This window comes from Streptomyces sp. SirexAA-E (assembly GCF_000177195.2).
Taxonomy (GTDB): domain Bacteria; phylum Actinomycetota; class Actinomycetes; order Streptomycetales; family Streptomycetaceae; genus Streptomyces; species Streptomyces flavovirens.
The window spans coordinates 4,341,748-4,366,675 of record NC_015953.1 but is presented as its reverse complement, the minus strand read 5'-3'; the positions used below and the strand labels follow the sequence as shown (position 1 = coordinate 4,366,675).

General features: G+C 71.5%; 24 protein-coding genes. 9 read left to right on the top strand and 15 right to left on the bottom strand.

Annotated elements, in window-relative coordinates; genetic code table 11:
- The first annotated feature begins 30 nt into the window (after positions 1-30).
- Both SACTE_RS19565 and SACTE_RS19560 read left to right on the top strand, forming a co-directional pair.
- Positions 31-540 carry a methylated-DNA--[protein]-cysteine S-methyltransferase gene (locus tag SACTE_RS19565; protein WP_014047752.1) on the top strand — a complete coding sequence of 170 codons (510 nt, stop codon included), beginning with the start codon at positions 31-33 and terminating at the stop codon, positions 538-540.
- Between the two features lie 49 nt (positions 541-589).
- The gene (locus SACTE_RS19560; RefSeq protein WP_026359185.1) at positions 590-1,234 is read left to right on the top strand and encodes an alpha-ketoglutarate-dependent dioxygenase AlkB; all 645 of its coding nucleotides are present in this window, start codon (positions 590-592) and stop codon (positions 1,232-1,234) included.
- A gap of 33 nt (positions 1,235-1,267) precedes the next feature.
- Here SACTE_RS19560 and SACTE_RS19555 read toward each other — a convergent pair whose 3' ends face one another.
- From SACTE_RS19555 to SACTE_RS19490, 14 genes are all read right to left on the bottom strand, one after another.
- Positions 1,268-1,540, bottom strand: a complete 273-nt coding sequence (locus tag SACTE_RS19555; protein WP_014047750.1) for a GlsB/YeaQ/YmgE family stress response membrane protein — start codon at positions 1,538-1,540, stop codon at positions 1,268-1,270.
- 78 nt (positions 1,541-1,618) lie between these two features.
- Positions 1,619-2,011, bottom strand: coding sequence for a YccF domain-containing protein (locus SACTE_RS19550; protein WP_014047749.1), 393 nt, complete (start codon positions 2,009-2,011; stop codon positions 1,619-1,621).
- Positions 2,008-2,871 carry a zinc metalloprotease HtpX gene (gene htpX, locus SACTE_RS19545; RefSeq protein WP_014047748.1) on the bottom strand — a complete coding sequence of 288 codons (864 nt, stop codon included), beginning with the start codon at positions 2,869-2,871 and terminating at the stop codon, positions 2,008-2,010. The genes SACTE_RS19550 and htpX overlap by 4 nt, the downstream gene beginning before the upstream one ends.
- Positions 2,872-3,086: 215 nt before the next feature.
- Positions 3,087-3,557 (bottom strand): large conductance mechanosensitive channel protein MscL, encoded by a 471-nt coding sequence (gene mscL / locus SACTE_RS19540; RefSeq protein ID WP_014047747.1) that lies wholly within the window; start codon positions 3,555-3,557, stop codon positions 3,087-3,089.
- 91 nt (positions 3,558-3,648) lie between these two features.
- Complete coding sequence (locus tag SACTE_RS19535) at positions 3,649-5,184, bottom strand: NADH-quinone oxidoreductase subunit N (RefSeq protein WP_014047746.1); 1,536 nt, start codon at positions 5,182-5,184, stop codon at positions 3,649-3,651.
- Positions 5,181-6,794, bottom strand: a complete 1,614-nt coding sequence (locus SACTE_RS19530) for an NADH-quinone oxidoreductase subunit M (protein ID WP_014047745.1) — start codon at positions 6,792-6,794, stop codon at positions 5,181-5,183. The genes SACTE_RS19535 and SACTE_RS19530 overlap by 4 nt, the downstream gene beginning before the upstream one ends.
- Positions 6,795-6,821: 27 nt before the next feature.
- The gene (locus tag SACTE_RS19525) at positions 6,822-8,822 is read right to left on the bottom strand and encodes an NADH-quinone oxidoreductase subunit L (RefSeq protein ID WP_014047744.1); all 2,001 of its coding nucleotides are present in this window, start codon (positions 8,820-8,822) and stop codon (positions 6,822-6,824) included.
- Positions 8,819-9,256 (bottom strand): NADH-quinone oxidoreductase subunit NuoK, encoded by a 438-nt coding sequence (gene nuoK / locus SACTE_RS19520; RefSeq protein WP_014047743.1) that lies wholly within the window; start codon positions 9,254-9,256, stop codon positions 8,819-8,821. The genes SACTE_RS19525 and nuoK overlap by 4 nt, the downstream gene beginning before the upstream one ends.
- A complete protein-coding gene (locus tag SACTE_RS19515) occupies positions 9,256-10,011 on the bottom strand; it encodes an NADH-quinone oxidoreductase subunit J (RefSeq protein ID WP_014047742.1) in 756 nt (251 codons plus the stop codon). The genes nuoK and SACTE_RS19515 overlap by 1 nt, the downstream gene beginning before the upstream one ends.
- Positions 10,008-10,664: an NADH-quinone oxidoreductase subunit I gene (locus SACTE_RS19510; RefSeq protein ID WP_014047741.1), complete on the bottom strand. Its 657-nt coding sequence runs from the start codon at positions 10,662-10,664 to the stop codon at positions 10,008-10,010. Before SACTE_RS19510 ends, SACTE_RS19515 begins: the two co-directional genes overlap by 4 nt.
- Positions 10,664-11,632, bottom strand: a complete 969-nt coding sequence (locus SACTE_RS19505) for a complex I subunit 1 family protein (protein ID WP_014047740.1) — start codon at positions 11,630-11,632, stop codon at positions 10,664-10,666. Before SACTE_RS19505 ends, SACTE_RS19510 begins: the two co-directional genes overlap by 1 nt.
- Positions 11,629-13,023 carry an NADH-quinone oxidoreductase subunit C gene (locus SACTE_RS19500; RefSeq protein WP_014047739.1) on the bottom strand — a complete coding sequence of 465 codons (1,395 nt, stop codon included), beginning with the start codon at positions 13,021-13,023 and terminating at the stop codon, positions 11,629-11,631. Before SACTE_RS19500 ends, SACTE_RS19505 begins: the two co-directional genes overlap by 4 nt.
- Entirely contained in the window at positions 13,020-13,655 is a 636-nt protein-coding gene (locus tag SACTE_RS19495; RefSeq protein ID WP_014047738.1) for an NADH-quinone oxidoreductase subunit B, read from the bottom strand. The genes SACTE_RS19500 and SACTE_RS19495 overlap by 4 nt, the downstream gene beginning before the upstream one ends.
- Positions 13,646-14,047, bottom strand: a complete 402-nt coding sequence (locus SACTE_RS19490) for an NADH-quinone oxidoreductase subunit A (protein WP_014047737.1) — start codon at positions 14,045-14,047, stop codon at positions 13,646-13,648. The genes SACTE_RS19495 and SACTE_RS19490 overlap by 10 nt, the downstream gene beginning before the upstream one ends.
- A gap of 312 nt (positions 14,048-14,359) precedes the next feature.
- On the opposite strand from SACTE_RS19490, the gene SACTE_RS19485 reads away from it, so the two are divergent.
- The 6 genes from SACTE_RS19485 to SACTE_RS19460 all read left to right on the top strand — a co-directional run bounded on the left by SACTE_RS19485 (position 14,360) and on the right by SACTE_RS19460 (position 23,526).
- Positions 14,360-15,556 (top strand): sensor histidine kinase, encoded by a 1,197-nt coding sequence (locus tag SACTE_RS19485; protein WP_041676624.1) that lies wholly within the window; start codon positions 14,360-14,362, stop codon positions 15,554-15,556.
- A gap of 365 nt (positions 15,557-15,921) precedes the next feature.
- A complete protein-coding gene (locus SACTE_RS19480) occupies positions 15,922-17,283 on the top strand; it encodes a sensor histidine kinase (protein WP_014047735.1) in 1,362 nt (453 codons plus the stop codon).
- A gap of 275 nt (positions 17,284-17,558) precedes the next feature.
- Complete coding sequence (locus SACTE_RS19475; protein ID WP_014047734.1) at positions 17,559-18,218, top strand: response regulator transcription factor; 660 nt, start codon at positions 17,559-17,561, stop codon at positions 18,216-18,218.
- A gap of 253 nt (positions 18,219-18,471) precedes the next feature.
- Positions 18,472-20,427, top strand: a complete 1,956-nt coding sequence (locus tag SACTE_RS19470; RefSeq protein WP_014047733.1) for a 2-oxoacid:acceptor oxidoreductase subunit alpha — start codon at positions 18,472-18,474, stop codon at positions 20,425-20,427.
- Complete coding sequence (locus SACTE_RS19465) at positions 20,420-21,478, top strand: 2-oxoacid:ferredoxin oxidoreductase subunit beta (RefSeq protein ID WP_014047732.1); 1,059 nt, start codon at positions 20,420-20,422, stop codon at positions 21,476-21,478. Before SACTE_RS19470 ends, SACTE_RS19465 begins: the two co-directional genes overlap by 8 nt.
- Positions 21,479-21,570: 92 nt before the next feature.
- Positions 21,571-23,526 carry an APC family permease gene (locus SACTE_RS19460; protein ID WP_014047731.1) on the top strand — a complete coding sequence of 652 codons (1,956 nt, stop codon included), beginning with the start codon at positions 21,571-21,573 and terminating at the stop codon, positions 23,524-23,526.
- Here SACTE_RS19460 and SACTE_RS19455 read toward each other — a convergent pair.
- Positions 23,514-23,915 carry a helix-turn-helix domain-containing protein gene (locus tag SACTE_RS19455; protein ID WP_014047730.1) on the bottom strand — a complete coding sequence of 134 codons (402 nt, stop codon included), beginning with the start codon at positions 23,913-23,915 and terminating at the stop codon, positions 23,514-23,516. The genes SACTE_RS19460 and SACTE_RS19455 overlap by 13 nt on opposite strands.
- A gap of 105 nt (positions 23,916-24,020) precedes the next feature.
- Between SACTE_RS19455 and SACTE_RS19450 the strand changes: the two genes are divergently transcribed.
- Complete coding sequence (locus SACTE_RS19450; RefSeq protein WP_014047729.1) at positions 24,021-24,881, top strand: SDR family oxidoreductase; 861 nt, start codon at positions 24,021-24,023, stop codon at positions 24,879-24,881.
- Positions 24,882-24,928 lie beyond the last annotated feature (47 nt).

The following is a 24,928-nucleotide window of genomic DNA, read 5'->3' as shown; positions in this document are numbered from 1 at the left end:
GCGCGACGAGGAGTGGAGAGGGTGACAGGGATGACCACGGTGTACGCGAAGGTCGGCAGCCCGCTGGGTGAGCTGCTGCTCGCCGGTGAGGAGCGGCCCGGGGGCGAGGTGGCGCTGGCGTCGTTGTCGCTGCCGGGACAGAAGGGCGCGGCGGTCGTGCGGGACGGCTGGCGGCAGGCCCCGGGGGCGTTCGCCCCGGTCGCCGAGCAGCTGGCGGCGTATTTCGAGGGCCGTCTGACGCGCTTCGACGTCGTGTACGCGGACGGGGTGGGCACCGAGTTCCAGCGACGCGTCTGGGGCGCCCTGGACGCCATTCCGTACGGCGAGACGGTGTCGTACGGGCAGATCGCGGCCCAGGTGGGTTCCACGGGGGCCGGGGTGCGGGCGGTGGGTACGGCGATCGGGCGCAATCCGCTGCTGGTGGTACGGCCGTGCCACCGGGTGATCGGGGCGGACGGGGCGCTGCGGGGTTACGCGGGCGGTCTGGAGTGCAAGGAGCGGCTGCTGGGGCTGGAGGGCGCCCTGGCGGTCCGGCGCTGACGTGGCGGGGCCGAGCGGCGGACGCGGGGTCCCGGGGCCGTCCGAGGGGCTGTTCCCGCGACCGCGGAAGGTCGTGGCCCCGGGGGCCGTGCACGTGCCCGGGTGGCTGCCGGAGGAACGGCAGCGGGAGCTGGTCGAAGCCTGCCGGGAGTGGGCGCGGGGGCCCGTGCCGTTGCGGAACACCGTGCTGCCCGGGGGCGGCGTGATGTCGGTGCGGACGGTGTGCCTGGGGTGGCACTGGCAGCCGTACCGCTACGCGCGGACGGCCGACGACGTGAACGGGGCGCGGGTGGCGCCGTTCCCGGAGTGGCTGGCCGCGTGGGGGCGCGCCGCGGTGGCGGAGGCGTACGAGGACGCGGTGGCCGCCGAGGCGTACGCGCCGGACACGGCGCTGGTGAACTTCTACGACGGTGCCGCGCGGATGGGGATGCACCAGGACAAGGAGGAGCGGTCCCACGCTCCCGTGGTGTCGCTGAGCCTCGGTGACACCTGTGTGTTCCGCTTCGGCAACCCACAGGACCGGGGGCGGCCTTACACGGACGTGGAGCTGGCCTCCGGTGATCTGTTCGTCTTCGGCGGCCCGTCGCGGTACGCGTTCCACGGGGTGACGAGGGTCTTCGAGGGAACGGCCGGCGCCGCATCCGGGATGCGGGCCGGCCGGCTGAACGTGACGCTGCGCGAGACGGGGCTGTGAACGGGACGGGCCGTGCCGGGGCCGGGGTTCCGGTCAGCGGCGGTCGCGGGAGTTGCCGAAGAGCAGCCGGTACGCGATGAGCAGGACGAGGGAGCCGGCGATGGCCGCGACCCAGGTCGCCGTGTCGTAGAAGTCGGTGCTGATGGGGCGGTCGAGGAAGCGGGACGACAGCCAGCCTCCGAGGAACGCCCCGACGATGCCGATCAGCGTGGTGCCGATGATGCCGCCCGGGTCCCTGCCCGGAAGCAGGATCTTGGCTATCGCTCCGGCCAGCAGTCCGAGAATGATCCAGCTGATGATGCTCATGGTCGCCTATCTACCCGTCGGTCGGTCCTGTAGGACAGGACGCAGCCGACGGGCGTTCCGGTTGCCCGGCCGGGGGTGCTACCTGGTGGCGAACGGCTGGTCGCTGCGGACGATCTCCTTGCCGAAGGGCATCAGGGAGACCGGGATGAGCTTGAAGTTGGCGATGCCCAGCGGAATTCCGATGATCGTGACGCACAGCGCGATGCCGGTGAAGATGTGGCCGAGCGCGAGCCACCAGCCGGCCAGGATCAGCCACAGGACGTTCCCGACGCAGGACGGGCCCCCGGCGTCACGCCGGTCGACGACGGTGTAGCCGAAGGGCCACAGGGCGTAGACACCGATGCGGAACGCGGCGATCCCAAAAGGGATACCGATGATCGTGATGCACAGCAGGACGCCTGCGGCGAGGTAGCCGAGGAAGAGCCAGAAGCCGCTGAGGACGAGCCATATGACGTTCAGGATTGTCTTCACGGTCGATAGCCTGCCATCTGCTCGAGTCGGGCGATGCGTTCCGCCATGGGCGGGTGTGTGGAGAACATCTTGGACAGACCGGGGCCGGGCCGGAACGGGTTCGCGATCATCATGTGGCTCGCGGTCTCGATCCTCGGCTCGGGCGGGAGCGGTAGCTGCTTGGTACCGGCGTCGAGCTTGCGCAGGGCGGCGGCGAGGGCGAGGGGGTCGCCGGTGAGCTGGGCCCCGGAGGCGTCGGCCTCGTACTCGCGGGAGCGGCTGACGGCGAGCTGGATGACGGAGGCGGCGAGCGGGCCGAGGATCATGACCATCAGCATGCCCACGATGCCGGGCCCTTCGTCGTCGTTGGACCGGCCCACGGGGATGAGCCACGCGAAGTTCACCAGGAACATCACGACGGAGGCGAGGGCGCCGGCCACGGACGAGATGAGGATGTCGCGGTTGTAGACGTGGCTGAGCTCGTGTCCCAGGACGCCGCGCAGCTCGCGCTCGTCGAGGATCTGGAGGATGCCCTCGGTGCAGCACACGGCGGCGTTGCGCGGATTGCGGCCGGTGGCGAAGGCGTTGGGGGCCTGCGTCGGGGAGATGTAGAGCCGGGGCATCGGCTGGCGGGCCGCGGTCGAGAGCTCGCGGACGATGCGGTAGAGCTGGGGCGCCTGGAATTCGCTGACGGGGCGGGCCCGCATGGCCCTCAGGGCGAGCTTGTCGCTGTTCCAGTACGCGTAGGCGTTGGTGCCGACCGCGACGAGCAGGGCCACGATCAGCCCGGTGCGTCCGAAGAAGCTGCCGATGACGATGATGAGGGCCGACAGGCCCCCGAGAAGTACGGCGGTCTTCAATCCGTTGTGCCGGCGGTGCACGGTACGCCCTCCAAGTGGTGCAGCAGGGGAACCCTTGCTCGGTGGTGCTCCACTCCCCAGTGGAGCCTCCCGTACTGGTCAACGCGAGGCGGCGGAAGCTAGTTCCCTTGTGCCCGGTGGCGCCCCGGGGACAAGGCGAAGGGGCGGATCCGGGTGGATCCGGGTGGATCCGCCCCTGGGCCGTACGAGTGGGGGGTGCGCCGCCCTCGTACGGGTCAGCTCTTGACGGGCTGGGCGGGCAGGTTCGCCAGCGCCCGTGCCTCCGGGTCCGGTTCGACCTGGCTGGTGCAGTGGGCGCAGCGGGAGGCGACGGCCGGGATCTCCGTGTAGCAGTGCGGGCAGTCGCGGAGGGCCGCCTTGATGTCGACCTCTTCCTTCTCCTTGGCCGTGAAGCGGTTCTGCACCTTGTTCATGGGCACCACGACCAGGAAGTACAGGACGGCGGCGGTGATGAGGAAGGCGATCGCCGCGGCGAGGAACTTCCCGTAGGGGAAGATGGCGCCCTCGACGGAGAACTCCGCGGAGCTGAAGTCGCCGACGGAGCCGGTCGCCAGGCCGATCAGAGGCGTGATGAAGGCCGTGCTGAAGCCGGTGACGACGGCGGTGAACGCGGAGCCGACGGCGAGGCCGATGGCCATGGAGATGACGTTTCCGCGCAGGATGAAGTCTTTGAACCCGTTCAGCACCGCTCCGGCTCCTCTTTGCTCTCTTCAGGTGACGCGTGCAGCCAAGACCATGCCTTGTGCGCGGGCCGGCGGGCAAACCGATCTACGGCGCTCAGAAGAGGCCGACGGCGGCGAAGCGGAGGACGAGCTGGGGTGCGCCGGACAGTGCCACGCCGGCGACCGCGGTGAGGGCGATCGCGGTGGTGAGGGGCGCGGGGACCCGGGGACGGGGGGACGCCGGGGGCTGTTCGCCGCCGGTCACCGGCTCCGGTGAGCGGAAGAGCTCCGCGGTCCACCGAAGGTAGTAGTACAGCGCGATCACGACGTTGACGGCCATGACGACGGCGAGCCAGCCGAGGCCGGCGTCGACGGCCGCGGAGAAGACGGTGACCTTGGCGAAGAGCCCGATGATCCCGGGCGGCAGACCGGCCAGGCAGAGCAGGAAGAACGCCAGTGTCAGGGCGGCCAGGGGGCGGGTGGCGTAGAGGCCGCGATAGTCGCCGAGGCGGTTGCCGGGGTGGCTGCGGGCCACCAGGGCGGCGACGGCGAAGGCGCCGAGGTTCACTACGGCGTACATCAGGGCGTAGGCGACGGTGGAGCCGATCTGTTCGTCGCTGGAGTACGCGGCGGCCGCGATCGGGACGAGGAGGTAGCCGGCCTGGCCGACGGAGGACCAGGCGAGGAGGCGTACGGCACTGCGGGCCCGGGTGGCGCTCTGCCGGAGTGCGGCGACGTTGCCGACGGTCATGGTGAGCGCGGCCAGGACGGCGAGGGCGGGACCCCAGACGTCGGCGTACGACGGGAAGCCGACCACGGTGACCAGGATCAGGCCGGAGAAGCCGACCGCCTTGCCGACGACCGAGAGGTACGCGGCGATGGGCAGCGGAGCACCGACGTAGGTGTCGGGGACCCAGAAGTGGAAGGGGGCCGCGGCCGTCTTGAAGGCGAAGCCGACGAGGGTCAGGACGACGCCCGCCCCGGCGAGGGTGGCGAGCTGTCCGGGTACGTCGCCGAGGCGGCCGGCGATCTCGGTGAGGTGCATCGTGCCGGTGGCGGCGTACACGAAGCTGACGCCCAGCAGCATGACGGCGGTGGCGACGACGGAGGAGAGGAAGAACTTCAGGGCCGCCTCGGAGGAGCGCCGGTCGCCGCGCTTGATGCCGACGAGGGCGAAGGCGGGCAGGGAGGCCACTTCCAGGGCGACGACGAGGGTGGCGAGGTCGCGGGCGGCGGGCAGCAGCGTGGCACCGGCGGCGGAGGACAGCAGCAGGAACCAGAACTCCCCGGCGGGGAGCCTGCGGGTGTCACCGAGCGAGAGCAGCGCGGTGAGGAGGGCTCCGCCGAGCACGAGGGCCTGGATGACGAGGGCGAAGTGGTCGGCGGTGTAGCTGCACGCGTGTACCTCGCCGGTGAGGCAGAAGGTGGTGCGGTCGCCGGCGCGCAGGGGAACGAGGAACCCGAGCGCGACGACGAGGGCGGCGACGGTCGCGTATCCCAGGAGCGGCTTGCGCCGTTCGTCGGCGAAGAGGTCGGCGACGAGTACGCCGACGGCCGCCACCGCGACGACGACGGGGGGTGCGATCGCGAGCCAGTCGACGGACTGGACGAGGCTCGCCGCCCCGGTGGTGCTGCCGGCTGCCACGATCACGACTTGCCTCCTGCGAGGAGCTTCTGCACGGCCGGGTCGGTGAGGCCGAGGAGGACGGCGGGCCAGAGTCCGGCGAGGACGGTGAGGGCGGCGAGCGGGGTCCAGGCGGCGAATTCGTACCCCTGGACGTCGGCGACCGGGTGCGGCGCCGGGCCGCCCCGCCCGGGGCCGTCGGCGGCCGCGGGGAGGCTCTCGTCCCGGTCCCCGGCCACCGCTCGGGGATCGCCCATGCAGACGCGGCGCACCACGATCAGCATGTACGCGGCGGTGAGCAGGGTTCCGAAGGCGCCGATGGACATGAAGGTGAGGAAGGCGGGGCGACTGAGCCCGTCCGCGGGGTCGAAGGCGCCGAAGAGGGTGAGCATCTCGCCCCAGAATCCGGCGAGGCCGGGGAGTCCGAGCGAGGCCACCGCCGCGAAGGCGAGGAGCCCGCCGAGGCGCGGGGCGCGGCCGTAGAGGGCGGCCCCGGTGGCTCCGGAGAGGGTGTCGAGGTCGGCGGTGCCGTAGCGGTCCTTGACGGCGCCGACCAGGAAGAACAGCAGGCCGGTGATGAGGCCGTGGGCGATGTTGGCGAAGAGCGCGCCGTTGACCCCGGTGGGGGTCATGGTCGCGATGCCGAGGAGGACGAAGCCCATGTGGCCGACGGAGGAGTAGGCGATCAGCCGCTTGAGGTCGCCCTTCGCGCCGGGGCGGGCCAGGGCGAGGCAGGCGAGGGATCCGTAGACGATGCCGACGACGGCGAACGCGGCGAGGTAGGGCGCGAAGGTCCGCATGCCGTCGGGGGCGACGGGCAGCAGGATGCGCACGAACCCGTAGGTGCCCATCTTCAGCAGGACGCCGGCGAGGAGCACGGAGCCGACGGTGGGGGCCGCGGTGTGGGCGTCCGGCAGCCAGCTGTGCAGCGGCCACATCGGGGTCTTGACGGCGAGGCCGACACCGATGGCGAGTACGGCGATGACCTGCACGGACGTGGTGAGGCCACGGCCGTTGTCAGTGGCGAGTGCCACCATGTCGAAGGTGCCGCTCTTCAGCCCGACGAGGAGCAGCCCCAGCAGCATGACGACGGAGCCGAGCAGGGTGTAGAGGACGAATTTCCAGGCGGCGGGCTGCCTGCCCTCGCCGCCCCAGCGGGCGATGAGGAAGTACATCGGGATGAGGACCATCTCGAAGGCCAGGAAGAACAGCATGAGGTCGAGGACGGCGAACGTGGCGAGCGTGCCGGACTCGAGGACGAGGACGAGGGCGACGAAGCCCTTCGCGGACGGGCCCGCGGGGAGCTTGTAGTAGCTGTAGAGCGCGCAGAGGAAGGTCAGCAGCGCGGTCAGGACGAGAAGGGGGAGCGAGATGCCGTCGGTGCCGAGGTGGATCCGTACGTCCAGTGCCGGGATCCAGCTGATGTCGGTGGTCGCCTGCATGTTCGACGGGTGGTCGTGGTCGAAGCCCGCGACGAGGACGAGTGCGGCGAAGAGGACGACGCCGGTGACGGTCACGCCGTGGCGCAGCACCGCCTGGTCGGGGTTCTTGCCCTTGAGCCCGGGTGGTGCGGGCAGCAGCGCGGCGACGGCGCCGAGGAGCGGGGCGGCGACGACGAACGCCAGAAGGAACTGCATCACGGATGGGCTGATATCGATCACGGCTCACGCCCCGGCGTAGACGTTGGCAAAGACGACGGCGGCGATCGCCAGGACGAGGGTTCCGGCGAGCAGCGCGCCGAGGTAGGTCTGCACGTTGCCGGTCTGGGAGCGGCGGACGAGCCAACCGAGCCCGCGGGCGGAGGCGCCCGCGCCGCGTACGTAGGTGTCGACGACCTCGCGGTCCAGGAAGCGGACGAGGCGTGCGCCGGCCTGGACCGGGCGGACGAAGAGCGTCGCGTAGAGGGCGTCCAGGTGGAAGCCGGTGACCGCGTGGCGGTGGAGGGGGCCGAGCAGGAGACGGCCGGGGTCCGCAGGGTCGGGCGCGCCCGCGATCGTGCCGTAGGCGGCGGTGTGCGAGGTGATCGCCTCGGCTTCGACGAGGGCGGGCTCGGCCTGGGGGTGGGCGGAGACGGCTCCGACCGGGGGGCGTGCGGCGAGTGCGGTGGTGTGCCGCCAGGCCCCGTAGGTGACGAGTCCGCCGACAAGGCCGACGCCGGTGGACAGCACGGCGGTCGGCAGCGAGGGGGTGAGGGCGTGCCCGTCGAACCAGTCGCCGAGGGGGCCTGCGGCGAGCCCGAAGGCGATCGTGGGCACGGCCAGGACCCAGAGGACGGAGGTCATCGCGGCGGGCTGCCGGCCGTGGTCGGGCGCCTCGGGGCCTCGCCCTCGGAAGGCCAGGAGCCAGAGGCGGGTGGCGTACGCGGCGGTGAGGACGGCGGCGATCAGTCCGGCGACGAGGATCGTCCAGCCGGCCGCGGCCGGGGCGACGTCGCGGTCGCCGAAGGCGGTGTGTTCGGCGGCGACGAGGACGGCTTCCTTGGAGAAGAAGCCGGCGAACGGCGGGATGGCGGCGAGCGCGAGGAGGGCGACGGTCATCGTCCAGTAGGCGTCGGGGATGCGCGTGTGCAGGCCGCCCATGCGGGACATCGCGGCGAGTGAGTTGGTGCCCGCCGCGTGGATGACGACGCCTGCGGCGAGGAAGAGGACGGCTTTGAACGCCCCGTGCGACAGGAGGTGGAAGACGGCGGCCCCGCGGTCGCCGACGGCCAGGGCGCCGGACATGTAGCCGAGCTGGCCGATGGTCGAGTAGGCGAGGACGCGTTTGATGTCGTCCTGGGCGAGGGCGGCCAGCCCGGACCCGATCATCGTGACGGCCGCCATCACGGCGAGTACGACGAGCGCGGCGCCGGAGGCGGCGAAGACGGGGAGGAGGCGTGCCACGAAGTAGATCCCGGCGGCGACCATCGTCGCGGCGTGGATCAGCGCCGAGACGGGCGTGGGGCCGGCCATCGCGTCGGGCAGCCAGGTGTGCAGCGGGAACTGCGCGGACTTGCCGGCGACGCCCGCGAGGAGCAGCAGGGCGATGAGGGTGGGGTGGTCGAGTCCGCCGTGGGTGACGGCGGCCAGGATCTTGGTGACGCGGAAGGAGCCGGTGTCCGCGGCGAGGGCGAACAGCCCGATGAGGAACGGCACGTCGCCGAGCTTGGTGACCAGGAACGCCTTGAGGGAGGCGGCTCGGGCCTCGGGTGTCTCCCAGTAGTGGCCGACCAGGAAGTACGAGCAGATGCCCATGATCTCCCAGCCGACCAGGAGCACCATCAGGTCGCCGGAGTAGACGACGAGCAGCATCGCGGAGGTGAAGAGGGAGACGAGGGCCGCGTACGAGGGGTAGCGGGCGTCGTCCTTGAGGTAGGCGGTCGAGTAGATCTGCACGCAGGTCGCGACGAGCCCGACGAGGACGGCGACGAGGACGGCGAAGCCGTCGAGGTGCAGCGCGAGGTCGATCGGGACCGAGCCGGTCGGGGTGAGCTGGGTGGCCGCGTCGACGGCCCGGCCGCCGCCCTGGCGTGCGGCGACGACGACCGCGATGACCGCGGCGGCGAGCGTGGGCAGTACGGCGAGCGGCCGGACGAAGCCGGGGGCGGTCCGCCCGAGCAGGAGACCGGCCGCGGCGCCCAGGAGGGGAAGGAGGGGGACGAGGACGGCGAGGGTCGTGATGGTCACGCGGTGGCCTCTGCCTTCTGTGCCTTCCCTGCCGGAGCAGTGGCCTGGTCTGCGGTGGGGCGGGCGCCGTCGGTGGTGTCGTCGGCGTACGCGTCGTCCGGGAGCTCTTCGGCCTCGTCGGTCTCGGCGGTGTCGCGGAGGCGGTCGATGCCGGAACTGCCGGAGCTGCCTCGGTCGCGGTGGACGGCCAGCACGATGGCGAGACCGATGCCGATCTCGGCGGCGGCGACGGCGATGGTGAAGAGGGTGAGCGCCTGGCCGGAGTGGAGGGTGTCGCGGAGCCACACGTCGAAGGCGACCAGGTTGAGGTTGACGGCGTTGAGCATGAGCTCGACGGACATCAGGACGAGGATCGTGTTGCGGCGGGCGAGGACGCCGTACAGCCCGGTGCAGAAGAGGAGGACGGCCAGCACGGCGGGATAGGCGAGGTGCATCAGCTCTTGTCCTCTCGGGTCGCACGGGTCGTGCTCTGCCGCGCGGCGCCCTCGCCGCTCCCGCCGGTACCGGTGGCACTGCCGGCACCGCTGGCACCGCTGGCACCGCTGGCACCGCTGGCACCGCTGGCACCGCTGGCACCGCTGGCACCGCTGGCACCGCTGGCACCGGAGTCTCCGGGGGCCTCGGAGGCCTCGGGGCCCTTCCCGTCCTTGTCGGCCTTGCGGGAGAGGACGATCGCGCCGACGAGGGCGGCGAGCAGCAGGACGGAGAGCGCTTCGAAGGGCAGCACCCAGTTCCGGAAGAGGAAGGCACCGGTCACGTCCGTGGATCCCTGGGCCGGGCCGTCCAGGTCGATCCAGGTGGCCCGGAAGGCGTCCACGACGACCCAGACGAGCGCGCCCGCCGAAGCGACCGCCACGCCGAGGGCGACCCATCGGTTGCCGGAGTCGGCGTCCGGGGAACGGCCGATGGGCGCCCGCGTGAGCATGAGCCCGAACAGGAGGAGGACGACGATGGAGCCGACGTAGATCAGGACCTGCACCCAGGCGATGAACTCGGCGGTGAGCAGCAGGTACTCGACGGCCAGGCCGCCGAGTGCCACGACGAGCCAGAGTGCGGCGTGCACGAGCTGCTTGGTGGTGACGGTGACGACCGCCGCGCCGAGGGTGGCGATGCCCACGAGGAGGAAGGCGATCTCGACGCCGGTCGGAGAGAGGAAGCCGGAATGCCCGGCGGCCGCTGCGAGGTTCACCTCTGTCCCCCTTGTCCCGTGTCAGGGTCCTGCCGGGTTTCGGTGTCCTGGGCCCGCCGGGTCTGTTCCGCCTCCGCCGCCGACTGGTCCTCGGCGGCCCGCCGGGCCTCTTCCGCCTGCTGGGCCTCTTCTGCGGCCCGCAGCTTGTCGGCCGTCTTGCGGGCGGCCGCGAACTCCTTGGGCTCCTCGGCCCCCGGGTCGAGCGCGGGCGGTTCCGGGACGGTCCACATCCACTCGCGGAGCTTGTCGCGCTCGTGGGTGAGCTCGTGGATGTCCGTCTCCGCGTATTCGAACTCCGGCGACCAGAACAGCGCGTCGAAGGGGCAGACCTCGATGCAAATACCGCAGTACATGCAGAGGGCGAAGTCGATCGCGAACCGGTCCAGCACGTTGCGGCTGCGCTCACGGCCGCCCGGGGCGGCCGGGGGCACGGTCTCCTTGTGGGAGTCGATGTAGATGCACCAGTCGGGGCACTCGCGGGCGCAGAGCATGCAGACCGTGCAGTTCTCCTCGAACAGCCCGATGACCCCGCGGGTGCGGGGCGGCAGTTCGGGCTGGACGTCCGGGTACTGGGCGGTGACCGTGCGCTTCGTCATGGTCCGCAGGGTCACGGCGAGGCCCTTGGCCAGGCCTGAGCCGGGGATCGGGGGCACTAGTTGATCGCCACCTTCACGATGCCGGTGAGCGCGATCTGCGCGAGGGCGAGAGGGATGAGCGTGGTCCAGGCGAGCTTCTGCAACTGGTCCTCGCGCAGCCGGGGGTAGGTGACACGCAGCCAGATGACGACGAACGCCAGCACGGCGGTCTTCAGGAGCGTCCAGACCCAGCCGAGGCCGTCGGCACCGAGCGGACCGTGCCAGCCGCCCAGGAAGAGGACGGTGGTCAGGCCGCACAGGACGACGATCCCGGCGTACTCGGCGAGCAGGAACAGCGCGAACCGCAGTCCCGTGTACTCGGTGTACGCCCCGAAGATGATCTCGGAGTCGGCGACCGGCATGTCGAAGGGCGGCCGCTGGAGTTCGGCGAGCCCGGCCACGAAGAAGACCAGCGCGCCGACGATCTGCCAGGGCAGCCACCACCACTCGAAGGCGTCGAGGATGCCGGGCAGCGAGACCGTGCCCGCCGCCATGGCCACGGACGCCGCGGCGAGCAGCATCGGCAGCTCGTACGCGAGGAGTTGCGCGGCGGTTCGGAGCCCGCCGAGCAGGGAGAACTTGTTGGCCGACGCCCAGCCCGCCATCAGCGAACCGAGTACGCCGATGCCCATGACGGCGAGCACGAAGAAGATGCCCGCGTCGACGACCTGGCCGACGGCGCCTTCACCCGGACCGATCGGGATGGCGACGAGCACAAGAAGGTAGGGCAGGAGGGCGACGGCCGGGGCCATCTGGAAGACCCGCCGGTCCGCCTCGGCCGGGACGATGTCCTCCTTCTGCGCGAACTTCACCCCGTCCGCGACGAGCTGGGCCCAGCCGTGGAAGCCACCCGCGTACATCGGGCCGAGCCGGCCCTGCATGTGGGCCATCACCTTGTGCTCGGTCTGCCCCACGACGAGCGGGACGACGAGGAAGACGGCGAAGACGATGACCAGCCGGAGGGCGACGTCGAGTACGTCGTTCACGCGGTATCGCCTCCGGCGGGACGGTCGGTTCGGGGTTCGGCGGGGTCCGGACCGGGATCGGCGGGGTCGGTACCGGGTTCGGGGTCAGGTGCGGGGTCGGAGTCCGGCCCTCGGCCCTGGCTCTCGGCCTCGCCCGCGGGCTGCTGCGGTTCCGGGGTGGTGTCCCCCTTCGGGGGCCCCGGGGTGTCCGTCCTCGGGGACGGGGTTTCGTCGAAGGTGGGGCGGGCGTGGTGCCAGGGGGCGTCCGGGCTACGCGCGGGGCGGGCCTGCCGAGCGGGCCGGGGAGCGGCGGTCTCCACGTCGCCACCGCCACCGCCACCTGCGCCGTCGCCCGTCGTGGGATCGGCGGGCGGTACCGGCTGCGTGGCCTCCGACGCAGACGCAGACGCAGACTCAGCCTGAGCCTCGGCAGCAACCGCAGGCTCAGCCGCAGCCGTGGACGCGTCCGATTCCGCTCCGCCGGACGTCCCCGCCTCCGTCTCGGAGGGCGCGGGCGCCGACGGGGCGGCCTGGCTGGCCGAGCCCTGCGAAGCGCTGCGATTACGGCGCGGGCGCCCGGCGCGAGGGGCGTCGGGCGCACCCGGCACCCGCGTCGCCGCCTCCGGCGCGTCGGACGCGCCCGGAGTGCCGGTCGTCCCCGGCCCGGGCGCCGGACCGGAAGCCGTATCCGGGGTATCCGGGGCACCCGGCGTCGCGGTCCGCTGGGCCGCCGAGCCCTCGCTCGCGCTGCGGGACCGGCGTACGGGCCGGTCGCCCGCCGCGCCCGCCGCGCGCGCCCCCCGCGCCGGGCGGGCCGGAGCGGGCGGGAGCTGCCCCTTGAGCGGTCCCCATTCGTTCGGGTCCGGCACGCCCGGCGGCAGCATCGTGCGCCGCTTCGGCCCGCCGTGTTCCGATTCGCCCGGCTCCTTGGCGCCCGGCCAGGCCTTCGCGACCCGGGCCGCCAGGACGAAGTCCTTCCTGAGCGGGTGGCCCTCGAAGCCCTCGGGCAACAGCAGCGGAACCAGGTGCGGGTGATCCTCGAACCCGATGCCGAACATCTCGTGCGTCTCGCGCTCGTGCCAGGCGGCGCCCGCGTACACGCCGACGGCGCTGGGCAGGGTGGCCGCGTCGTGCGCGACGGTCGTACGGACGAGCAGACGCCGCACCGTGCCCCGGCCCAGGGCGGCGACATGGGCGCAGACCCGGAAGCCGGTGCCCGGCTCGTCGACCGCGCTCAGCCAGTCGAAATAGGTGCAGCCCAGCGCGGATCGGGCCGTTTCGAGGGCGGCGATCCAGTCGGCGGCGGGGACGTCGACGGTCAGCAGGTCGTAGGCGTACGCGGCCGTGGCATCCGGGCCGAAGACGTCGGTGACGGCGTCGGGCAGCCGGTCGTACGCGTCGGCGGTGCTCACTGCTCCTCCTCCCCCGGCGCCTTCGGCGCGGCGACGAGGCCGCTGCGCAGTGCGTCGGCCGAGGGGCGGGCCGTGGTCCCGTTCTCGTACCGCCCGGCGAGCGACTCGCGGGCGATCTTCTCCTGGAGCTTCAGAATGCCCTGGAGCAGCGCCTCAGGGCGCGGAGGGCAGCCCGGCACGTACACGTCGACGGGGATGATCTGGTCGACGCCCTTGGTGACGGAGTACGAATCCCAGTACGGCCCACCGCAGTTGGAGCAGGCGCCGAAGGAGATGACGTACTTCGGCTCGGGCATCTGCTCGTACAGCCGCCTCACCGCCGGGGCCATCTTGTCCGTCACCGTGCCGGAGACGACCATCAGGTCGGCCTGCCGGGGCCCGGGGGCGAACGGGATGACACCCATCCGCATGAAGTCGTGCCGTGCCATGGAGGCCGCGATGAACTCGATGGCGCAGCAGGCGAGTCCGAAGTTGAAGACCCAGAGGCTGTAGCGGCGGCCCCAGTTGAGGACCACCTTCATCGGTTCGGGCGCGAGCCGGGACAGCACGCCGAGCTTCTTCGGCTCGGGCAGCAGCGTCGGGTCGGGCAGCGGAACGGGGGGTTGCGGGTCCGGCCGGCTCGTCACGCCCATGACAGGACGCCCTTCTTCCATGCGTAGAGCAGTCCCACGGCCAGGAAACCGAGGAAGATGAACATCTCCACCAGCGTCGTCGCCCCGTACCCGGGCGCCGCGAACACCGTGGCCCAGGGGAACAGGAAGATGGAGTCGACGGCGAAGATCACGTACAGGAAGGCGTACACGTAGTAGCGGACCTGGGTGTGGGCCCAGCCCTCCCCCACGGGGTCGACGCCGCATTCGTAGGTGAGGAGTTTCTCCGGCGTCGGGACCACCGGCCTCAGCAGCCGGCCGGCGCCGAAGGCGACGGCTACGAACAGCACGCCGACCACGGCGAGCAGTCCGACCACCGAGTAGCTCTGGAAGTAGTCCGACGCGAGAACGGTCGGTTCCGGCACGTCCGCCACGTCCGTCCCTCGCTCCTTCAGCCTGTTCGACGCTCCGTACGCACGGGAGTCTAGGCCCTGCCCACCATGCCCGTTTCGCTTCGGGGTGGTTGGTCCGGTTCGCTCGCGGCTCCGGTCGGCGGTCGCCCGGCGCCGGCCGTGGGCGCCCCGTTCCGCGTGTGTCCGTTCCGCGTATGCCCGTTCCGTGCGGGGCGTCCCGTGCGGGCCGTCCCGTTCGGGTTCCGTGCCACCCGGGGGAGGTGGGGTTATCCCTACCGCATCCCACCCACGTACCCCATGGCGTGCGGCTGCGCCACCCGGCAGGCTGGTCCCATGACCATGAGCCCTCCTGTGCCGGACGCCGACCGGCCGCCGACCGCGCGTTTCGCCTTCGACCGGTGGACGTGGAAGGAGATCGCGCATCTCCTCGCCAACCTCCCGCTGGCCCTTGCCGGGTTCGTCTACGCGGTGTTCCTGGTCGGGGTGGGCGCGGGGCTCTCCGTCACCGTGGTCGGCCTGCCCCTGCTCGCGCTCGGACTGCAGGGAGCGCGCGGCTTCGGCCGGGTCGAGCGCGCCCGGGCGCGCAGGATGCTCGGGATGCGGATCGACGAGCCGAGCCCGATGACACACAGCCGCCGGGACCGGGGCTTCTTCCCCTGGCTGTGGGCGGGGCTCAAGGACCCGGTCGGCTGGCGGGCGTTGCTGTACGCGTTCATCCGCCTCCCGTGGGGCGTGGTGACCTTCACCGTGTCGCTGGTCGGCCTGTTCGTGCTCTGGCCGGTACTCCCCTTCATCGCGCGGGGATTGACGAACGCCGACCGGGCGATGGTGCGCGGACTGCTCTCGCCCTCCGACGAACTGGAGCGGCGGATCGCCGAGCTGGAGTCGGACCGTGGGGTGGTCGTGGACACCGCCGCCGCCGACCTGCGCCGCATCGAACGCGACCTCCACGACGGCGCACAGGCCCGCCTCGTCGCCCTCGCCATGGACCTCGGACTCGCCAAGGAAAAACTCACCGCCGACCCCGAAGCCGCCGCCCGCATGGTCGACGAGGCCCACGGAGAGGTCAAGGTCGCCCTCCAGGAACTCCGCGACCTCGCCCGAGGCATCCACCCCGCCGTCCTCACCGACCGCGGCCTCGACGCCGCACTCTCCGCCATCGCCTCCCGCTGCACCGTCCCCGTCAAGGTGTCCGTCGAGCTGTCCGCCCGCCCGGCGGAGGCGATCGAGGGCATCGCCTACTTCACGGTCTCCGAACTCCTCCAGAACGTGAGCAAGCACAGCCGCGCCCGGTCGGCGTCGGTCGAGGTGTGGCGCTCGGGAGACCGGCTGCTGGTCCAGGTGCAGGACGACGGGGTCGGCGGGGCGCGGATGGACGGCGGTACCGGTATGTCCGGGCTGGCCGAACGGCTGGGGGCGGTGGACGGGCTCTTCGTGCTGGACTCCCCGGAGGGCGGGCCCACCACGGTCACCGCCGAGCTGCCCTGGCGGGGCCGTACGGACGTCGCGGCCAAGCGCGTCCGGTCGTAGCCCCGCCCCCGCCTCACCGCCGGGGTGGGGAAAACCCCCGGCCGGATACGGATACCGCCCTCATGGTGCGCGAACGGCTCGCACAGCACTCTTGAGGTATCGACGGCACCGCGCTCAGCCGGTCGCCCGGCCGGTCATCGGTCGTGGTGATCATCGGTCGTAACGATCAGCAGCTGTCACGACCAGCCGTTGTCACGATCAGCGGCTGTCACGATCAGCAGCTATCCCGATCAGCGGCTGTCATGACCAGCCGCCGACAAGACCAACTGCTGACAAGACCACCAGTTGACACGACCACCTGTTGAGAAGACCAGCCGTCGTACCGGCCGCGGGACGCTCCCGCCAGGAAGAAACGGACGCCACTCATGGCCACGGCATACGGACCGGACACCCGGGACCAGTACGGCCCCGCCGCCGGCTCGGGGGGCCGTCCCCCGGCCCGACCGACGAAGCACCCCTTCCCGGCCGCGCTGCGGGCCCCCTTCGAGGGGCGTGTCTGGCGCGAGCTGGCCTATCTGTTCCTGAGCGTGCCGATCAGCACGGCCCTGTTCTGTTTCGCGATCACCATGGTGTCCCTGGGCCTCGGCATGCTGATCACCTTCCTCGGCATCCCGATCCTCGCCGCCGGGCTGGCCCTGTGCCGCGGCTTCGGGATGCTGGAACGGGCCCGGGCGCGCGCCCTGCTGCACCTGGACGTGGCGGAGCCGGCGCCGGTGCGGGGCACGGGCGGGCTGATGTCCTGGGTCGGCGCGACGCTGAAGAGCGGGGTGTCCTGGCGGCACCTGCTCTACGCGGTGCTGCACTTCCCGTGGGCCGTCTTCGCCTTCCCGGTCGCGGTGTCGTTCTGGGCGGTCGGGTGGTCCGCGTTCACCTATCCGCTGTGGCGCTGGGTGTTCCCGGCGTACGCGGGGATCGACGGCATCCAGCTGTACGGGGACGAGACCCATCAGGCCTACCTCGACTCCCCCTTCGAGATGGCGGTCACCTGCGGGATCGGCCTGGCGTTCCTGCTGGTCACCCCGTGGCTCGTCCGCGGGCTGACGACGGTGGACCGGCTGCTGGTGTCCGGCCTGCTGGGGCCCTCCACCCTGGCCACCCGGGTCTCGGAGCTGGAGTCGGACCGTGGGGTGGTCGTGGACACCGCCGCCGCCGACCTGCGCCGCATCGAACGCGACCTCCACGACGGCGCACAGGCCCGCCTCGTCGCCCTCGCCATGGACCTCGGACTCGCCAAGGAAAAACTCACCGCCGACCCCGAAGCCGCCGCCCGCATGGTCGACGAGGCCCACGGAGAGGTCAAGGTCGCCCTCCAGGAACTCCGCGACCTCGCCCGAGGCATCCACCCCGCCGTCCTCACCGACCGCGGCCTCGACGCCGCACTCTCCGCCATCGCCTCCCGCTGCACCGTCCCCGTCAAGGTCGAGGTCGACCTGCGGTCCAGGCCCGCGCAGGCCATCGAGGGCATCGCCTACTTCACGGTCTCCGAACTCCTCCAGAACATCAGCAAGCACTCACGGGCCACCCGTGCCTCGGTCGACGTGTGGCGTACGGCGGACCGGCTGATGCTCCAGGTCACCGACAACGGCCGGGGCGGGGCCGACGCCTCGTCCGGCAGCGGCCTGGCGGGACTGGCCGAGCGGCTGGACGCGGTGGACGGCGTGCTCGTCGTCGACTCCCCGGCCGGCGGCCCGACGACGGTCACCGCCGAGCTGCCCTGGCGCGGCTGACGTCCCGCGGACACCAAGGACCTACGCCGGAGAGCCGGACAGCCCGGACAGCCCGGCCAGCCCGGACAGCCCGCAGTGCCCCTCCGCCGCCCCGGCGGCCCGGGGCACTGCGGGCTGTGGCGGTCGGAAAGATCCGCGGGGCGTCCCATTCGGCCGCCGATGCTGGGATGCTGGACGTCCCGGGGCGGGACCCGGCGGAGCCGTGGGCGCCGCCAGGCGGACCGGCCGAAGAGAACGATCTCAACAGTGGGGGACACAGCGTCGTGGAGGACAGGGTGCGAGTCGTCATCGCCGAGGATTCCGTATTGCTTCGGGAGGGACTCACCCGGCTGCTGACCGATCTGGGGCACGACGTCGTGGCCGGGGTCGGGGACGCCGAGGCGCTGATCAAGACGGTGGGCGACCTCGCGGGACAGGGCGCGCTGCCGGACGTGGTGGTCGCCGACGTACGGATGCCGCCGACCCACACCGACGAAGGGGTGCGGGCCGCGGTGCGGCTGCGGAAGGACTATCCGGACATCGGGGTGCTGGTCCTCTCCCAGTACGTCGAGGAGCAGTACGCCACCGAGCTGCTGGCCGGCAGCAGCCGGGGCGTCGGCTATCTGCTCAAGGACCGGGTCGCCGAGGTCCGGGAGTTCGTGGACGCCGTGGTGCGGGTCGCCCAGGGCGGGACGGCCCTGGACCCGGAGGTGGTGGCGCAGTTGCTGGGCCGGAGCCGGAAGCAGGACGTGCTGGCGGGGCTCACACCGCGCGAGCGGGAGGTCCTCGGTCTGATGGCGGAGGGCCGGACGAATTCCGCGGTCGCGAAACAGCTGGTGGTGAGTGACGGGGCCGTGGAGAAGCACGTCAGCAACATCTTCCTGAAACTGGGCCTGTCACCGAGCGACGGTGATCATCGGCGCGTTCTCGCCGTACTCACGTATTTGAACTCCTAGTACCCCCTACGCACCCCCTACGCGGGGGCGGACCTAGGTCGGAAGGCCGAGGCGCGGGAAGTTCGCGGGAACTTTCCGCCCCGTCCGTCCGCCCCCTGTGACGTGCGACGGAACCTGAGAAATCCCTGACTGAAAAACGCTTCGGCCATATGATCGGTCCGAGGAAGGCGACCCTTACAGAAGTAGGGTGGGGCCTGGACCGCCGGCCGGGCCGGCCGGTCCCGAGCCGCCGCCCCGAGGGAGGTCCAGTTCAGTGACCAGCCAGGTCAGTAGCCCAGCCGGAAAGACCGATGAGGCCGACGAGGCTCTCGTCGGGGAACAGCGCGTCCCGCAGCTCGGCCCCGAGGGCGCCACCGAGAAGGAAATCCGCCGCCTGGACCGGGTCATCATCCGTTTCGCGGGTGACTCGGGCGACGGGATGCAGCTGACCGGCGACCGCTTCACGTCGGAGACCGCGTCGTTCGGGAACGACCTGTCGACCCTCCCGAACTTCCCCGCCGAGATCCGGGCGCCCGCCGGGACCCTGCCGGGCGTGTCGTCGTTCCAGCTGCATTTCGCGGACCACGACATCCTGACGCCGGGCGATGCGCCGAATGTTCTGGTCGCGATGAATCCCGCCGCCCTGAAGGCGAATATCGCCGATGTGCCGCGCGGGGCCGACATCATCGTGAACACCGACGAGTTCACGAAACGCCCCATGGCGAAGGTCGGTTACGAGACATCTCCGCTGGAGGACGGTTCCCTCGATGCGTACAACGTGCATCCGGTGCCGTTGACGACATTGACGATCGAGGCGCTGAAGGAGTTCGGTCTTTCCCGCAAAGAGGCCGAACGTTCGAAGAATATGTTCGCCCTCGGGCTGCTTTCCTGGATGTACAACCGTCCGACCGAGGGAACGGAGAAATTCCTCCGGGCGAAGTTCGCCAAGAAGCAGGCGATCGCCGAGGCGAACGTGGCGGCGTTCCGGGCGGGCTGGAATTTCGGTGAGACCACGGAGGACTTCGCGGTCTCCTACGAGGTGGCCCCCGCCTCGCAGGCCTTCCCGACGGGCACCTACCGCAACATCTCCGGGAACCTGGCGCTCTCGTACGGGCTGATCGCCGCGGCCCGCCAGGCGGACCTGCCGCTCTACCTGGGCTCGTACCCGATCACCCCGGCCTCCGACATCCTCCACGAGCTCAGCCGGCACAAGAACTTCGGTGTGCGCACGTTCCAGGCGGAGGACGAGATCGCGGGGATCGGGGCGGCGCTGGGCGCGGCCTTCGGCGGTTCGCTCGCGGTGACGACGACGTCGGGGCCGGGGGTGGCCCTCAAGTCGGAGACCATCGGCCTGGCGGTCTCCCTGGAGCTGCCGCTGCTGATCGTCGACATCCAGCGCGGCGGCCCTTCCACGGGTCTGCCCACCAAGACCGAGCAGGCGGACCTGCTCCAGGCGATGTACGGCAGGAACGGCGAGGCGCCCGTCCCGGTCGTCGCTCCCCGTACGCCGGCGGACTGCTTCGACGCGGCGATGGACGCGGCGCGGATCGCCCTGACCTACCGCACCCCGGTCTTCCTGCTGTCGGACGGCTATCTGGCGAACGGCTCGGAGCCGTGGCGGATCCCCGAGGTGGCGAGCCTCCCGGATCTGCGGACCCGGTTCGCGACCGGCCCGAACCACGAACTGGCCGACGGCACCCGGGTGTTCTGGCCCTACAAGCGCGATCCCGAGACGCTGGCCCGCCCGTGGGCGGTGCCGGGCACTCCCGGTCTGGAGCACCGGATCGGGGGCATCGAGAAGCAGGACGGCACGGGCAACATCTCCTACGACCCGGCCAACCACGACTTCATGGTGCGCACCCGCCAGGCGAAGATCGACGGCATCGCCGTGCCGGACCTGGAGGTCGACGACCCGGCGGACGCCCGGACGCTGGTGCTGGGCTGGGGTTCGACGTACGGCCCGATCACCGCGGCGGTCCGGCGGCTGCGGGCGGCGGGCGACACGATCGCCCAGGCCCATCTGCGGCACCTCAACCCCTTCCCGGGCAATCTCGGCGAGGTACTGGGCCGTTACGGCAGGGTGGTCGTCCCGGAGATGAACCTGGGCCAGCTCGCCACCCTGCTGCGGGCCAGGTACCTGGTGGACGTGCAGAGCTTCAACCAGGTCAACGGCATGCCCTTCAAGGCCGAGCAGCTTGCCACCGCCCTCAAGGAGGCCATCGATGCCTGACGCCAACGAACTCCTCCAGCTGGTCCCCAAGGCCGAGGGCAAGCAGTCCATGAAGGACTTCAAGTCCGACCAGGAGGTGCGCTGGTGCCCCGGGTGCGGGGACTACGCGGTCCTCGCCGCGGTGCAGGGGTTCATGCCGGAGCTCGGGCTGGCCAAGGAGAACATCACCTTCGTCTCCGGCATCGGCTGCTCGTCCCGCTTCCCGTACTACATGAACACCTACGGGATGCACTCCATCCACGGCCGCGCCCCGTCCATCGCGACGGGCCTGGCGACCTCGCGGCGGGACCTGTCGGTGTGGGTCGTCACGGGTGACGGCGACGCGCTGTCCATCGGCGGCAACCACCTGATCCACGCGCTCCGCCGGAACGTCAACCTGAAGATCCTGCTGTTCAACAACCGGATCTACGGGCTGACGAAGGGGCAGTACAGCCCTACATCGGAGCTCGGCAAGATCACCAAGTCGACGCCGATGGGGTCGCTGGACGCGCCCTTCAACCCGGTCTCCCTGGCGCTCGGGGCCGAGGCGTCCTTCGTGGCGCGGACCGTGGACTCCGACCGCAAGCACCTGACGAGCGTGCTGCGGGCGGCGGCCGACCACCCCGGCACCGCGCTCGTGGAGATCTACCAGAACTGCAACATCTTCAACGACGGCGCCTTCGAGGTGCTCAAGGACAAGGAGAAGGCGCAGGAGGCGGTCATCCGCCTCGAACACGGCCGGCCGATCCGGTTCGGCACCGACGACGCGAAGGGCGTGGTGCGCGATCCGCTCACCGGTGACCTGGAGGTCGTCACCGTGACCGAGGAGAACCAGTCCCGGATCCTCGTCCACGACGCCCACAACCCCAGTCCGACCACCGCGTTCGCCCTCTCCCGGCTCGCCGACCCCGACACGCTGCACCACACCCCGATCGGGGTGCTGCGGAGTGTGGAGCGCCCGGTCTACGACAGCCTGATGTCCGACCAGCTCGACGCCGCCGTGGAGCAGCAGGGCAAGGGCGACCTGGCCGGTCTGCTGGCGGGCAACGACACCTGGACCGTCGTGGGCTGAGGGAAACGCCGGGCGGCGCCGGACGGGCAGAGTTCGCGCCCGTCCGGCGTTTGCGCGGCGGGGTCCCGTCCCGGGCGGCCCATCATGGCGTCATGTCCCTGGACCGCCCGGTGTACCGCGTCAAGAATCGCCTGCTCGGCAAGGCGCTCACCAGCGAACACCTCAGCGACGAGAAGCTGAGCAACCGGACGGCGCTCGGTGTCCTGGCGTCGGACTGCGTCAGTTCGTCGGCGTACGGCTCGGAGCAGATGCTGCGGGTCCTGGTGCCGGCGGTGGGGGTCGCGGGCTTCACCCTCCTCATGCCGGTGACCGGGGCGATCCTGCTCGTCCTGGTCCTGCTGACGCTCTGTTACAGCGACGTCGTGATGATCTACACGCGGGCGGGCGGCTCGTACGTCGTGGCGCGGGAGAACTTCGGGCCGGACGTCGCCCAGGTCGCCGCCGTCGCCCTGCTCGTCGACTACGTGGTGACCGTGGCCGTGCAGGTGTCGGCGGGCACCAACGCGCTGATCTCGCTGGCGCATCTGGCGGGCGGCGGCTGGACCGGCATGGACCGTTTCCAGCTCCCCCTGTCGGTCGCGGCCGTGGTGCTGCTGGCGTACGGGAACCTGCGGGGTGTCCGGGAGGCCGGCCGGATCTTCGCCCTTCCCGCGTACCTCTTCATGGCGGCGATCGGCCTGGTCGTCGTCGTCTCGGCGGTCCGGGGGCTGCTCGGGGACCTGCCGCACGCCGATCTGCGCGCCGTGGGCGTCGTCCCGCTCGGCACCGGGGGCGACGGCTGGCTGTACGGGGCGTCGCTCTTCATCGTGCTGCGCGCGTTCGCCAACGGCGGTTCCTCGCTGACCGGGCTGGAGGCGATCTCGAACGGCATCTCCGCGTTCCGTGAACCGCAGGGCCGTAACGCCCGCCGGACCATGATCGTGATGAGCTGCGTGCTCGGGTTCCTCGTGCTCGGCGTCTCCACGCTGGCGCACGTCACCCACGCCGTCCCGTACACCGACGGCACGCCGACCGTGATCGCCCAGGAGGCCCATCTCGCGTTCGGCGGTGGGCCGCTGGGCACGATCGGGCTGGTGTTCGTGCAGCTGGCGACGGCTCTGGTGCTGTACACGGGGGCCAACACGCCGTTCACCGGTTTCCCCTTCCTGGCGAGCTTCGTGGCCCAGGACCGGTTCCTGCCCCGGGTGCTGACCCGGCGGGGGCACCGGCTGGCGTTCTCCAACGGCATCATCTGCCTCGCCGTGGTCTCGCTGGCCCTGCTCCTGGCGACCCGGGCCAGCGTGGACAAGCTGGTGGCGTTGTACGCGATCGGCGTCTTCACCGCCTTCACCATGGCCGGTGCCGGTCTCGCCGCGTACCACCTGCGGCGCCGTGAGCCCCACCGCCGGAAGAAGATCGCGGTGAACGCCCTGGCCTCGGTCATCTCGGCCGCCGTGGTGGTCATCTTCGCAATCACCAAGTTCACCGAGGGGGCGTGGCTGGTCGTCGTGGTCTTCCCGCTCGGCGTGTGGGCGCTGACGCGGATCAACCGCGAGTACAGGCGCGAGGCCGCCGCGCTGGAGGGCATCCAGCCCTCGGGGGCGGACCGGCCGCCGACCCACCGCCATGTGGTGTTCGTCCTCGTCCAGCGGCTGGACCTGGCGACGCTGAAGGCCCTGCGCTACGCCCACGAGCTGCGGCCCGACGGCATCAGGGCGGTGCACTTCGCGATCGACGAGCCGTACGCGGAGCGGCTGGCGGACCGGTGGTCGGACACCTCGGCGACCTCCGTGCCGCTGGACGTCGTCGCCTGCCCGGACCGGCGGCTGCACCACGCGATGGCGGAGCTCGCGGCCCGCACCACCCGGGACGGGGACACCTCGCTGACGGTCCTGGTGCCGCGCAGGCTCTACCGCCATGTCCTGGGGAAGCTGCTGCACCGGGGCACGGGCGAGGGGATGGCGAAGGTGCTGGGCACCCTGCCGCACGTCGCCGTGACGATCCTGCCCTTCGACGTGTCGCGCGCGCTGCACGTCCTGGAGGAGGGGAAGGAGCCTCAGCCGGACTGAGCGGCCCGTGCGTCGTACACGGCGCGCGCCGACTCGACCTCGTCCAGTCGCTGCTCGGCCCAGCGCGCCAGGGCCCAGACCTGGTCGGCGGCCTCCCTGCCGAGCGGGGTCAGCGAGTAGTCCACGCGGGGCGGGATCACCGGCTTCGCGTCCCGGTGCACGAAGCCGTCGCGCTCCAGTGTCTGGAGGGTCTGGGCCAGCATCTTCTCGCTGACGCCGCCGACCGTGCGGCGCAGTTCGCTGAACCGGTAGGACCGCTCCAGCAGCGCGGCCAGCACGAGCACGCCCCACCGGCTGGTGACGTGTTCGAGGACCAGCCGGGAGGGGCAGGTCTGCTGGTTGACGTCCGGGCGCCGGCCGCCCACTTGGTCCAGGATGCTTACCGTCATACCAGTACCTTACTTCAAAGTGGGTACTTTCCCCAAGTTAGTGACTCTCCTAGAGTGAGTGCTGTCCCACCCGCAGCAGATCAGCGCATCCAGGAGAGAACCCCCATGAGCATCGTCGTCACCGGAGCCACCGGCGCCCTCGGCCGTCTCGTCGTCGAGCAGCTGCTCGACACGGTCCCGGCCGACCGGATCGTCGCCGTCGTCCGCGACAAGGAGAAGGCCGCCGCGCTCGCCGCCCGGGGCGTCGAGCTCCGCGTCGCCGACTACGACCGCCCCGAGACCCTCGCCGGGGCCTTCCGGGCCGGCGACCGCGTCCTGCTCATCTCGGGCAGCGAGGTCGGCCGGCGGATACCCCAGCACACCGCCGTGATCGACGCGGCGAAGGCCGCCGGGGTCGCGCAGCTCGCGTACACCGGAGTGCTGGGCGGGCCGGACGCGGACTTCCTGCTGGCCGAGGAGCACAAGGCCACCGAGCAGCTGGTCCTCGACTCCGGGCTCCCGTACACCTTCCTGCGCAACGGCTGGTACACCGAGAACTACACGGCGAACCTGGCCCCGGTCCTGGAGCACGGCGCCGTCGTCGGCAACGCGGGCGACGGACGCATCGCCTCCGCCACCCGGGCGGACTACGCCGCGGCCGCCGTCGCGGTCCTCACCGGCGAGGGCCACCTCGGCACGGCGTACGAGCTGAGCGGGGACACCGCCTGGTCGCTGGACGAGTACGCCGCGGTGGTCGCCGAGGCCACCGGCAAGGAGATCGCGTACAACCGGGTCCCGGCCGCCGTGCACCAGGAGATCCTCGTCGGCGCCGGGCTGCCCGAGGCCTTCGCCGCGATCCTCGTCGACGTCGACGAGGCGATCGGGCGCGGGCTGCTCGCCGCCACCGGCGGTGACCTGGCCCGGCTCATCGGCCGGCCGACGACCCCCCTCGCCGAGACGGTGACCGCGGCGGTCGCCGCCCTGTGAGCCACCGGCCGCCTGTCATGACCGTATCCGTGAGACGGCTGTGACAG

Coding starts and splice junctions, on each gene's coding strand:
- SACTE_RS19565 (WP_014047752.1), top strand. CDS start 31: ATGACCACGGTGTACGCGAAGGTCGGCAGCCCGCTGGGTGAGCTGCTG.
- SACTE_RS19555 (WP_014047750.1), bottom strand. CDS start 1,540: ATGAGCATCATCAGCTGGATCATTCTCGGACTGCTGGCCGGAGCGATA.
- SACTE_RS19530 (WP_014047745.1), bottom strand. CDS start 6,794: ATGCAGTTCCTTCTGGCGTTCGTCGTCGCCGCCCCGCTCCTCGGCGCC.
- nuoK (WP_014047743.1), bottom strand. CDS start 9,256: ATGCACCTCGCCTATCCCGCCGTGCTGGCCGTCCTCCTCTTCTGCACC.
- SACTE_RS19495 (WP_014047738.1), bottom strand. CDS start 13,655: ATGGGCGTGACGAGCCGGCCGGACCCGCAACCCCCCGTTCCGCTGCCC.
- SACTE_RS19485 (WP_041676624.1), top strand. CDS start 14,360: ATGACCATGAGCCCTCCTGTGCCGGACGCCGACCGGCCGCCGACCGCG.
- SACTE_RS19480 (WP_014047735.1), top strand. CDS start 15,922: ATGGCCACGGCATACGGACCGGACACCCGGGACCAGTACGGCCCCGCC.
- SACTE_RS19465 (WP_014047732.1), top strand. CDS start 20,420: ATGCCTGACGCCAACGAACTCCTCCAGCTGGTCCCCAAGGCCGAGGGC.
- SACTE_RS19460 (WP_014047731.1), top strand. CDS start 21,571: ATGTCCCTGGACCGCCCGGTGTACCGCGTCAAGAATCGCCTGCTCGGC.
- SACTE_RS19455 (WP_014047730.1), bottom strand. CDS start 23,915: ATGACGGTAAGCATCCTGGACCAAGTGGGCGGCCGGCGCCCGGACGTC.
- SACTE_RS19450 (WP_014047729.1), top strand. CDS start 24,021: ATGAGCATCGTCGTCACCGGAGCCACCGGCGCCCTCGGCCGTCTCGTC.